Below are 10,883 nucleotides of genomic sequence, written 5' to 3'. Positions count from 1 at the left end.
GTTTAAGATTTTTGTATAAAGGATGACTATTTCCAGCTGGTACAATTAAGCCAGTTTCGTTATGTTCAACCATTTCCGGCAATCCTCCAGCATCCGTTACCACTACAGGCTTTCCTGCAACCTGTCCTTCAATAACAACAAAAGGTTGGTTATCCTGAAGGCTTGGCAAGACGACAATATCGGAATTTTTCATCAATGTTGGTACATCATTACGATTTCCAAAAAACTTCACAAAATCTTGTAAACCAAGCTTATTGGTTTGATCTTCTAAACTTTTTCTCAATAAACCATCTCCAACAATCCAACAAACCCAGTCTTTACTATCTTTTAATAACTCTGACAGTGCATCTAGAAGATATTTGTGCCCCTTAACCTCATCTAAACGCGCGGGACAAATAATAACCGTTTTATTTTTATTACTGCCATAATGAAGCCCTCCCTTCATATGATTTAAAAATGATCCAATATTAATTCCATAGGGTATAACTTTAATATAATCTGATGGAATGTTAACGTAATCTACTAATAATTGCTTCAGCCATTTTGATGGCACAATTGTTCGCTCGCAAGATGTTGCACCATACCATTCATAAGCTTTGAATAGACGCCAAACATAATCTTTATCTATATTTTTAATCACTGTATGGATTTCATTAGTTGATTTTATTTTTCCTGCTCTAATTAAATATTCTGTCGCTAAACATCCGTGCAAGGTTGAGACAATTGGAACATTACTTGGTTTTACACGGGAAACGGCCCTTGCAGAATAAATATCATGGACATGAATTAAATCATATTGTTCTAAATTAAATAAAGTAAGAGCAAGTTCCAAGCTATAGCATTCAAATTCAATATTTCTAATCCATGGTAACAGCATTGGGAAATTCGATTGATAAAATGGATTTATTCGGTTGTAAACCTGTTCTTTTATAAAATTTTTTTCGACAACATGATCCGTGCCCACTAAATAGTAGTAATTAAACTCAGGATGAGGTGATAAGATGTCAACATGGTATCCTAAATGCCCGAGGCTTTCTTTTAATCCAGATAGATAGGTCCAAACCCCACCTGCTATCGAGGGAAGCGGCCAGAAAAATACAAACAAAATTTTCAACTTTTATGATTCCCTTTCTATTTTAGGATGAATGATTTAACTCTTTTGCAGTATCGTCATCTCATATAAGTCGATTGCTTGGTGAATCTGATTTTTCATTGACCAATGGTTTATTCCAAATTCACGGGCATTTTTTGCTAAATTTTCCCTAAGAAGCTTATTTTCAATAAGTTCTTTTAAACCCAAAAATAACGATTCAGAATCTCCTTTTGTCGATATTAGCCCAGTATGGTGATCCGTAACCATTTCAGGAATTCCTCCAGCATCACTAGCCACCACTGGAACACCTGCTACCTGAGCTTCCATAATGGTATATGGATGATTATCTTGAAGACTCGGTAAAACTAAAATATCAGTATGTTTTAGTAAGGCTGGGACATCATCTCTTGTACCCAAAAATACTACGAATTCTTCCAGATTTAATTCTTTTACTTTGGAATCTAATATTTCCTTAAGTTCACCATCACCAGCAAGCCAACAAATCCAATTAGGGTTTTCTTGTTTCAACCTTACTAATGCGTCCAATAAAAATGTATGGCCCTTTTCAGGTGTAAGTCGTGCTGGACATATAATAGTTATTTCTTTTTTGGGGGGAAGAGACCTGACCGGTTCTAGCATTTTTTCTAAAAAAATTTCAACATCCATGCCTAATGGTCGCACATAAAGTTGTTTTTCAGGCACCTTAAATTCATCTGTTAAGAGGTTTTTAAGCCAGTGTGTAGGCACATGAGTCACATCACTTTTAGTAGCGCCAAAGAATTCACGGGCCGAATAATACTTCCACAATAATGTTTCTTTTAATTGTAAAATGTCTAATCGGGTATTTTTATTTTGTTGGGAAATAATGTATTCTGTTGCAAGACAACCATGAATTGTTGAAATAAAAGGGATGTGTGGTGGGATAACATTTGCAATTGCTCGTGTTGATATAACATCATGGGTATGAATTAAATCATATTGTGAGAGACAGGAGAAAGCAGAGGCAGCAGCAAAGCAGTGATGTTCTAGTTCATTATTTAATATCTCCGTCTCATTTGCATCAAGAGTAAATTTCCAATTTTTATTAAAATAATCCAATTTTGAAGAAATAGGTTCTCTTATTTTTCTTTTTAAAATATACTTTTCCGTATTCCAAATAATATATTTCGTTACAGTTGAGTCATGTGCAAGAATATCAACTGAATGACCCAAATTTTCAAGTTCTTGTTTTAAACATTTTAGATAAGCCCATACCCCACCGACATGAGGGATTAACCAATAGGTGGCTAAGAGTATTTTCATGAAAATTCACCTATCTATTCAAAATTCCATTTCATCTTGCAGTCTTGTTTTTATAAAACAGTATTATATATTTTCATAATTCTCTGAGTAAATGTGTTTAATGACCATTGCTTTAAACCCCATTCTTTGGCATTTAAGGCTAATGTATTTCTCAGTGATGTGTTCTCTAAAAGATTGATAATATTTGCAGATAAGCTCTCACTATCACCAGAGGCTGAGATTAATCCCGTTTTCATATGCTCTACCATTTCAGGTATACCTCCAGCATCTGCAACTACTATAGGTGTTCCTGATATTTGTGCTTCCATTACTACAAAAGGCTGATTGTCCTGTAAGCTTGGAAGGACAACAATGTCAGATTGTTTCAATAATGCGGGCAGATCCTCACGACGGCCAAGTAAAAAAACATGATTTTGAAGATTATGCTGTATTATTTGTCTTTCAATCTCCTTTTTAATTGGGCCATCGCCCAACAACCAACAGATCCAATCACTCCGTAATCGACTAATTTTCCCTAAAGCTTCTAATAAAAACTTATGACCTTTTTCACGGGTTAAACGGGCTGGACAAACAACAACCAATTTGTTTTTTGGAGGTGAAAGGGAAGAGGGTTCACCCATTTTTTTAATAAAATTGTCAATGTCTATGCCATTGGGGATAACTTCAAAATGTTCTTCAGCTAAGCCAAATTCCTTAATTAAAATGTTTTTTAGCCATTTTGAAGGAATAATATTGATAGTACTAGATGTTAATCCGGATAATTCTATTTCCTGATAATAATTCCACATCAAAGTTTCCTTTCCTTTTATCCATCCTTGCAACAATAATTCTAAAGACAAAGCACCATGAATCGTACTTATTATAGGTACCTTATTATTTACAATTCTTTGAACAGCTCTTGCTGAAATGACATCCTGACAGTGAATTAAATCATAATCAATTATTCTATAATTTGTCAGTACAGCTTCAAACGCATACCGATCGATTTCCTGGCTACGAATCCCTAAGTCTGTTTGTGAGAAATGTAATTGATAAAATTGATGAACTTTTTCATTTAATGAATTCCAGATAATATTTTTTTCAGTCATCTGACCATTAGTTGGCATATAATATTTTGTTCTGTCAGGATTATGTGATAAAATATCAACTTCATGCCCCATGGTTTTTAATACATTATGAAGCAGTTGAATATATGTGGAAACACCCCCCCCATCCGGATAAGGAAAAAAAGTAATAATTAAGATTTTCATTTTTAGTTCCTCACAATCAAGAAAAGAGTTTGCCAGTTCAAATCTTTTTCGTAATCCAATTCTATTAACAATCTTCCTGCATACCCGGAATGCCTTAAATCAGTTGTCTTAAAAGATGTGTTCCGCTTTTAGGGATCGAAACAATCAATACCTTAGGTAAAATTAGTAGTTCACACCTCCGATTTCAAAAATGATTATTCTTATTTTTATGAGTGCCATAACTGAAATATTATTTAAGATTCCTTTGTATATTCATGTAAATAATATTCATAACTTTCCTGTAATCCCTTCATTAAATTGTATTTGGGTTCCCAGCCTAAAATACGTTTTGCTTTAGCGTTATCCAATTTGCTGTAGAGAATATCTCCTTTTCGTGGAGCTTGGTAGAAAGGAGAGGGGGGATTTGATACAACAATAGAAGTTATCATGTGATAAAGCTGGTTAATACTCGTTTTCTCATTCCTGCTAATATTCAATATTTCATTTTCACCTTTATGCAAAGAAAGCATATTTGCCATGGCAACATCCTTTACATATACAAAATCACGTGTCTGCTCACCGTTTCCAAAAATAGCTGGTGCTTCCTTAGATATTAGTTTCTTTAGAAATATTGACACAACCCCGCCTTCGCCTTTTGGTGATTGTCTCGGTCCATAAATATTTGCGTATCTTAATATCGTATAGGGAAGACCGTACAGATCGTGAAAAAGTTTAATATAAACTTCCGGGGTATATTTGGAGAGGCCATAAAACGATAATGGTTTGATGGGGAATGACTCAGTAATACTGCAATCATCTGTTTCTCCATACACTGCACATGAGGAAGCATAAATGATCTTTTGTACATTATGTTTAATACAGCATGATAACAATCGAACCGTGCCTAGTACATTATTTTCGGCATCTTCTGACGGATCAAGGATCGATCTGCTGACATCGACTTGTGCAGCTTGATGTATAACGTAAGCTGGTTTTTCCTTCATAAATATTTCATTTAGTATACTTGATTGAATGTCAGCTTTGTAAAATGTAATGTTGGGAGGTAAAAAGGTTGAATTTCCTGAACTTAAGTTATCAACAACGATTACCTCATAACCAAGTTCAACTAATAGGTCTACAATATGTGATCCTATAAATCCTGCTCCGCCTGTTACGAGTACTTTCATATCAACTTCCACCGCCTATTAGCAGTTCATTTTTAAACCATTCAATCGTTCTTTTTAATCCGTCATCTAATAAAACAGTAGGTTCAAATTTTAATAGTTTTTTGACCTTGGTTAAATCAGGTGTTCGATTTAAAGTATCCTCATAACCTGTTCCATAAGCTAGGTCATAAGGAATATGGACGATCGGGGAGCTGGATTGAGTAATTTCCTTCACTTTTTCAGCTAATTCATTTATAGAAATTAACTGATTGGAACCAATATTAAATACTTGATTGTTAAATTTTTCATCCATGCTTAACAAAGTTCCTTTTACAGTATCATCAATAAACGTAAAACATCTCGTTTGTCTTCCATCTCCATAAACGGTAATCGGCTCTCCTTTTAATGCAGCACTTATAAATTTTGGAACAACTCCACCATATTGTGTAGATGTTGCACGAGGTCCATAAGAATTAAAATAGCGTAATACAGTGACAGGCAACCCTTTTTCTGCATAAGCAAAGCACATATGTTCGTCTAATGCCTTTGCGGTTGCATAACACCAACGATGTGTTGTAGTTGGCCCAAGAACCCTGTTTGATTCTTCGCTGAAAGGAAGCATTTCATTCTTTCCATACACTTCAGATGTTGATGAGAATATTACTTTTACCTTTCTTGGGAACGCTAATTCCAATATATTGCGTGTGACATCAATATTACCTTCAATGACTTTCAAAGGATTTTCCACAGTATTCTTAACTCCTAATACTGCAGCTAAATGGAAAACTATATCACAATTTTCTATAAGCCCTTTTAACAAACTACGATCCAAACCCGAACCATTTACAAATGAAAATTTTGGATGCTTCATAACGTGAATAAGAAAAGAATCCTTTCCTGTTGATAGATCATCTAAACAGGTGACATCGTGTCCTTTCTCTATTAGTCTCTCAACAAGATGCGAGCCAATAAAGCCTGCACCGCCTGTTACTAATACTTTCATCCTTCTCCTCCTCCGAATCGTATTACTTTTGCTTTGCTCTTTAATCGGTTTGTTACATTTCTAACATCATAAACAAGGTTTGCATGACCAAGTATTTTATCAAGCGGTATATTAGAGTGATCCGTTAAAATAACTACACAATCACTTTGCTGTAGCGTATTTTCAGTTAGGGAAATACTAGTATATTTGCACTCGCTAATATTCATTTCAGGAACATAAGGATCATGATAAGAAACCTCAATTCCTAATTGTAGTAGTAAATGCATAATTTTAATTGCAGGAGATTCCCTAATATCATTAATATCTTTTTTATAAGTAACACCATAAATCAAAACTCTTTTACTACTTTTATCAAACAACAAATTTTTGATTTTCTGAACAATGTAGTCAATCATTAGGTCGTTAATTTCATCTGATAATCGAATCATTTTATTATCAAAACCGCACTGATTGGATTTCCAAGCAAGATATAAGGGGTCTACTGGTATGCAATGTCCTCCTATTCCCGGCCCAGGATAGAAAGGAGTGAATCCATATGGTTTAGTACTGGCAGCATTAATTGCTTCCCATAAATCGATTTCCATAGTATCACTTAAGATAGCAAGTTCATTTATAAATGAAATATTGATAAATCTATAAGCATTTTCAAGAAGTTTTGTAAATTCAGCAATTTGAGTAGAAGAAACAGGAACAATTTTTTGAAAAACTTTCTTATATAGATTACAAATTTTTTGGAGACAATTACTGCTAACTCCACTTACGATTTTTGGAACCTCACTGACTTTATAATGCTTGTTTCCGGGATCAATTCGTTCTGGTGAATAAGCAAGAAAAAAATCCTCTCCTGCCTTTAACCCGTTTTTCTCAAGAATCGGCTGAAATACCTCTTTAGTGGTGCCTGGAAATGTAGAACTTTCTAATATGATAAGCTGTCCTTTCCTTATCCTTGGCGCTAATTCTTCTCCGACCGTTTTAAGGTAGCTTAAATTAGGAGTTTTATAGCTGGTTAATGGTGTCGGGACACAAACAATAATTACATCAAGTGTTTCTACGATATCGTAATCAACAGTTCCTTTTATTTTACTTGTTGTTATTACTTCTTGAAGTTCTTGATTCGTTATGTCCGGCAGATAGCTTACTCCATTATTTAATTTTTCAATTTTTGATTCATCACTATCTATTCCTATAACTTTAAAGCCATTATCAGCAAAGAGAAGTGACAGAGGTAAACCCACAAATCCAAGTCCTATTATTCCTACTGTTACGATTGCATTTTCTTTCGCATCACAATTATCGTGAATTACCAGTTCAAACACCTCCTCTATTTATTAGTCACGTGTTTATCTTATGAATACATCAATAAAAGCGTATAGTTACTTGTACTGTAAAGGCACTAATTTAATAAAAAATTAGTGCATAGTGGCTTAATATTATCCAAACAATTAAAGGATTCATGTCATAACATAAAAAAAACCTGCAACTTTAAAAAGAGGGATCAGATGAAATTATTGTTTGTTTTTTCAACTGCCAGTGGCGGGATGGTAACACTTAATTATGAGAGAAATTTAGCATTAAGAAAAAAAGGGTTAGAATGTCATTTTTTATATTTTAGCAAAGGTGTGAATCTCGATTTCGAATGTGATTCCCACAACTATATTTTGAAAACTGATGAAGAAATTGAAAAAATAATTAAAGAACACAAATATACAGCAATTATTGTATGTACTGACTACTTGTTTTTGGAAAGACTCAATAGACTTGGCTATTCGGGTAAAGTCATTTACGAAATTCAGGGCTTAGGAAATTATCAAGCAACAGTTAGATGGTTAGAAAAAGCGGAGCCATATGTAATGCAATATGCGAATGCCATTCTTTATCCAAATACCACTTTTCTGAACGAGCTAGTGAAAAAACATTTTCCTCAAATAAATAAATTTAGCCTTCATAACTGTATCGATACAAATCTCTTTACTTATGTAGACGTCCCTTTACCTCCAAAAATAGTAGTTGGATGGGTCGGACGATTAGATCAAAATAAAAATTGGATAGAGTTCTTAAAAATAGGGGATTCCCTTCGTGAAATGTTCTCTAATATTCAACTATGGTTTTTTCATGATCCAACCGTTGTATCAAAAAATGAACAAAAAAAATTTTCCGCATGGGTACAAAAGCTTAACTTGACTGAAAATCTTATAGTCTATGAAAACGTCAGACGTAAAAATATGGCCAAGTACTATTCGATGATAGGAAAATCAGGGGGGGTTGTATGTTCAACTTCTAAACTTGAGGGGTTCGGCTATTCAGTAATCGAGGCGATGAGCTGTAATTGCCCTGTTTTAACAACAAGATCTGGTGGAGTTGAGAGCTTTGTAATTCACAATGTGACAGGGAAACTATATCATCAAGGAAATATTTTGGAATTTTTGAACGAAGCGAATGAACTTATTAATAATCTTGAACTGAGACAAAAGATTATCACGAGTGCTAACAAGCTAATCCAGACTTCATTTAGCCCAATTCAATATGGGGAACATTTCCTAGATATGCTACGGAATTTAGATATTGTATAAAGTAAATTTGATGTATATGGACTAGTCAATCTGTCCAATCAACAAAGTTACTCAAGCATATACAAATAGGGAGAAGTTTAATCTTTTTGCATCAGGGTAATCAAATTTTATAATAAGGAGGGTATACTATTGGGCAAATTTTTATATTCAACCGCTCCTATTGAGAATGAAAACGAAACTATCTATGCTAGTGAACCAGTTTATTTCACTGTAACTGTAATCGCTGTGAATAACAGTCGAAAGAAAAAAGCTAAGTTTTCGATTACACTATTTCAATTAAATGGTGAAAAAACCAAGTTTTCCAGAAAAACAAGGGAATTAGGCCCTCAAGAAAGCTTGTCTGTTGATTTTAATACTACAGATCTTGATAGATTTATAATTGAAATTAGCGGTAAACAAAAAGAAAAATCACAAGTACTTTTTTCGGCGACTGGTAAAGATGAGATTGGAACAGTAGTAGATATGTTACCTGTAATAATTCTAAAAAATAAGGATTAGGTTTGAATACATTAGTATTGGATTTTTTAATTTAATTCCTAATGTTTCCAGTATAATGTGTCTGGATATTTAGAAATTCATATCTATGAAAGTTTAAAAAACTCCTTATAATTAGGTTTAGTAAGCGCTAAAGTGTTGAAAAGATCTATTAGCACATTGGTGTGCCTTATACAGTTATTAATGGGGAAAACAAATTTCCCATTCTAATAAAAATAATACTGTCCTCCACCAATTTTTCGATATTGGCTGGTGGAGGAATAGTTCTTTATTAATTGTTAATCAAACAAGACCTCTTGAAGGGAACATCCATTTAGTCACTTTTATTTCGATATGCTAATATAGTTGTTTTTAAGGAGGCATAGGAGCCTATCGCAGCAGAACCATAAAACCAGCCCATGAACAAACCAGCACCTAGGCTATGTCGATGACTATAGAAAACAGAGATTAGCAATCCAAAAATAAGTGCTAAAGTGGGGACATACTTTTTAGGTATTTTAAACAAGATCTTAATAATTTGTGTAATGATCATAACGAGCGGCACTGCGATTACAGCATCCCAAAAATTTGTATGTATGATAGGGAAATCCATGTCAAATCACCTCAAATGGTTTTAATCCTTCTTTTCCTTCTTATCTTCTTCCTCGTCCGCTACCTTTATTTTTATTTTTTTATCATCTTTTTTCTCTTCAGATTGCTTGGAGTTCTCATGATTCGACTTATCCTTTGGAGGTGCACAGCCAGTTAATGTTCCTATAATAATAATAGTCAAAAAAGACACTACTATTTTTTTCAAAATAATCCCTCCAGCTTGTTTTTAAATGTAAGTTTGAACAAAGATTCCTTCATCTTCTTGCCATTCCGCTAAAAAGACATCTTTATAATCTGAAACGTTTTGTGAGTGAAGATGGTTCTTTAACCATGCTTCATTAAATCCTAAATCTCGAATTTCGTCCCATAACACTTTTCCATCTCGGATGAGGGTTACAGGTACATATACAGGTTTTTCTGTTAAATTGAAGTCATTTCCCGTTGTTTTTTGATATTTTGCTTTCTTTAATATACTAATTTTACCGTTTGGCTCGAGAAAACAAAAAGCTACCTCTCTTACGGAAAAAGTTTCGCGTTCGCGAAGAAGGCTTTGTAATTGGTTGATATTCAACCTGGCCTTTTTTAAGGCATCTTTATCAACGGCTCCGTTTTTGATTAGAGCAATTGGTTTTCCTTCTAAGAATCCACGGAACGATAATATCTTTTGTCCGAGAAGTTCAACAATGAATAATAATAATCCCCAAAGGCACATCGAGTATACGATATAAAGTGTATTTATTTTGTCTTCGTATAGTGCATTTCCTAAGATTTCTCCGAAGACAATTCCTGCAATGTACGTAAATGGTGTAAGTCGATTGATGATTTTTCTACCAACAACCTTAACGATGATAAATAGCAGGAAAAAGCCGGTAATAAGTTCAATTGATAAATGGGCTAACTTCATTAAAAAATACTCCATTCTACTTTTGTTAAATCATCTTATTTATCTCCAAGAAATGGGGATTTATGAATTGGAAAAATGAAAAAACGACTGAATCCAAATAGGATCACAGTCGTGGTTAACATATTTTTTGTATTAAATTTGGTGAGTTATTACGAGGTGAGTTGACCAACGCTGAAACCTCAAATGCCTCCATCCCATCGGCATCAAAAGGTTTGAGTAAATGAGACAATTTTGAAACATCATCCAATGAAGGATCAAGCCATTTTTTTTCATCTTCCTTTTGCAAGATAACCGGCATTCGGTCATGAATATCCTTCATAAGTACGTTTGGAGTTGTTGTTATGATTGAACAGGAAAACATGGTCTTCCCATCAGGGGATTTCCAACGTTCCCAGATTCCCGCCATTGCAAACGGTTCATCTGACTTTAATTTGATCCGCATTGGTGTTTTAGATTTGTCCGCACCTTTTTTCCATTCATAAAAGCTGTCCGCAATAACGAGGCAGCGTCTAAATTTAAAGGCTTGACGA

At 34.1% G+C, this 10,883-nt stretch carries 11 protein-coding genes and 1 pseudogene; 2 read left to right on the top strand and 10 right to left on the bottom strand.

All coding sequences use genetic code 11. The annotated features are described in order from the left end of the window. The 6 genes from V7147_RS06170 to V7147_RS06145 form a co-directional block, all read right to left on the bottom strand. Positions 1–1,114, bottom strand: a 1,114-nt coding sequence (locus tag V7147_RS06170; RefSeq protein WP_335366979.1) for a glycosyltransferase family 4 protein, incomplete at its 3' end; no start/stop codon positions are given. A gap of 36 nt (positions 1,115–1,150) precedes the next feature. Beyond that, positions 1,151–2,395, bottom strand: a complete 1,245-nt coding sequence (locus V7147_RS06165; protein ID WP_335366978.1) for a glycosyltransferase family 4 protein — start codon at positions 2,393–2,395, stop codon at positions 1,151–1,153. Between the two features lie 50 nt (positions 2,396–2,445). Further along, a complete protein-coding gene (locus tag V7147_RS06160; protein ID WP_335366977.1) occupies positions 2,446–3,645 on the bottom strand; it encodes a glycosyltransferase family 4 protein in 1,200 nt (399 codons plus the stop codon). A gap of 233 nt (positions 3,646–3,878) precedes the next feature. Continuing rightward, positions 3,879–4,811 (bottom strand): NAD-dependent epimerase/dehydratase family protein, encoded by a 933-nt coding sequence (locus tag V7147_RS06155; protein ID WP_335366976.1) that lies wholly within the window; start codon positions 4,809–4,811, stop codon positions 3,879–3,881. Between the two features lies 1 nt (position 4,812). Next, a complete protein-coding gene (locus tag V7147_RS06150) occupies positions 4,813–5,793 on the bottom strand; it encodes an NAD-dependent epimerase/dehydratase family protein (RefSeq protein ID WP_335366975.1) in 981 nt (326 codons plus the stop codon). Continuing rightward, positions 5,790–7,109 carry a nucleotide sugar dehydrogenase gene (locus tag V7147_RS06145; RefSeq protein ID WP_335366974.1) on the bottom strand — a complete coding sequence of 440 codons (1,320 nt, stop codon included), beginning with the start codon at positions 7,107–7,109 and terminating at the stop codon, positions 5,790–5,792. Before V7147_RS06145 ends, V7147_RS06150 begins: the two co-directional genes overlap by 4 nt. Positions 7,110–7,292: 183 nt before the next feature. On the opposite strand from V7147_RS06145, the gene V7147_RS06140 reads away from it, so the two are divergent. Together V7147_RS06140 and V7147_RS06135 are read left to right on the top strand one after the other, a co-directional pair. Continuing rightward, on the top strand, positions 7,293–8,363 hold the full coding sequence (locus V7147_RS06140; RefSeq protein ID WP_335366973.1) for a glycosyltransferase family 4 protein: 1,071 nt from the start codon (positions 7,293–7,295) through the stop codon (positions 8,361–8,363). Between the two features lie 129 nt (positions 8,364–8,492). Further along, positions 8,493–8,861, top strand: a complete 369-nt coding sequence (locus V7147_RS06135) for a hypothetical protein (protein ID WP_335366972.1) — start codon at positions 8,493–8,495, stop codon at positions 8,859–8,861. Between the two features lie 310 nt (positions 8,862–9,171). Here V7147_RS06135 and V7147_RS06130 read toward each other — a convergent pair whose 3' ends face one another. The 4 genes and pseudogenes from V7147_RS06130 to V7147_RS06115 form a co-directional block, all read right to left on the bottom strand. Further along, positions 9,172–9,450: a hypothetical protein gene (locus V7147_RS06130; protein ID WP_335366971.1), complete on the bottom strand. Its 279-nt coding sequence runs from the start codon at positions 9,448–9,450 to the stop codon at positions 9,172–9,174. Between the two features lie 21 nt (positions 9,451–9,471). Then, on the bottom strand, positions 9,472–9,654 hold the full coding sequence (locus V7147_RS06125) for a hypothetical protein (protein ID WP_335366970.1): 183 nt from the start codon (positions 9,652–9,654) through the stop codon (positions 9,472–9,474). A gap of 21 nt (positions 9,655–9,675) precedes the next feature. Next, a complete protein-coding gene (locus V7147_RS06120) occupies positions 9,676–10,353 on the bottom strand; it encodes a DUF421 domain-containing protein (protein ID WP_335366969.1) in 678 nt (225 codons plus the stop codon). A gap of 115 nt (positions 10,354–10,468) precedes the next feature. After that, positions 10,469–10,883 (bottom strand): annotated as a pseudogene (locus V7147_RS06115) (SOS response-associated peptidase); the annotation flags it as partial.

The organism is Bacillus sp. JJ1521 (assembly GCF_036965165.1).
In the GTDB taxonomy this organism is placed as follows: Bacteria; Bacillota; Bacilli; order Bacillales; family Bacillaceae_L; genus Ferdinandcohnia.
Note: the sequence above shows the minus strand (reverse complement) of the source record. Positions and strands in the feature narration are given on the sequence as shown.

Coding starts and splice junctions, on each gene's coding strand:
- V7147_RS06130 (WP_335366971.1), bottom strand. CDS start 9,450: ATGGATTTCCCTATCATACATACAAATTTTTGGGATGCTGTAATCGCA.
- V7147_RS06155 (WP_335366976.1), bottom strand. CDS start 4,811: ATGAAAGTACTCGTAACAGGCGGAGCAGGATTTATAGGATCACATATT.
- V7147_RS06150 (WP_335366975.1), bottom strand. CDS start 5,793: ATGAAAGTATTAGTAACAGGCGGTGCAGGCTTTATTGGCTCGCATCTT.
- V7147_RS06165 (WP_335366978.1), bottom strand. CDS start 2,395: ATGAAAATACTCTTAGCCACCTATTGGTTAATCCCTCATGTCGGTGGG.
- V7147_RS06140 (WP_335366973.1), top strand. CDS start 7,293: ATGAAATTATTGTTTGTTTTTTCAACTGCCAGTGGCGGGATGGTAACA.
- V7147_RS06160 (WP_335366977.1), bottom strand. CDS start 3,645: ATGAAAATCTTAATTATTACTTTTTTTCCTTATCCGGATGGGGGGGGT.
- V7147_RS06120 (WP_335366969.1), bottom strand. CDS start 10,353: ATGAAGTTAGCCCATTTATCAATTGAACTTATTACCGGCTTTTTCCTG.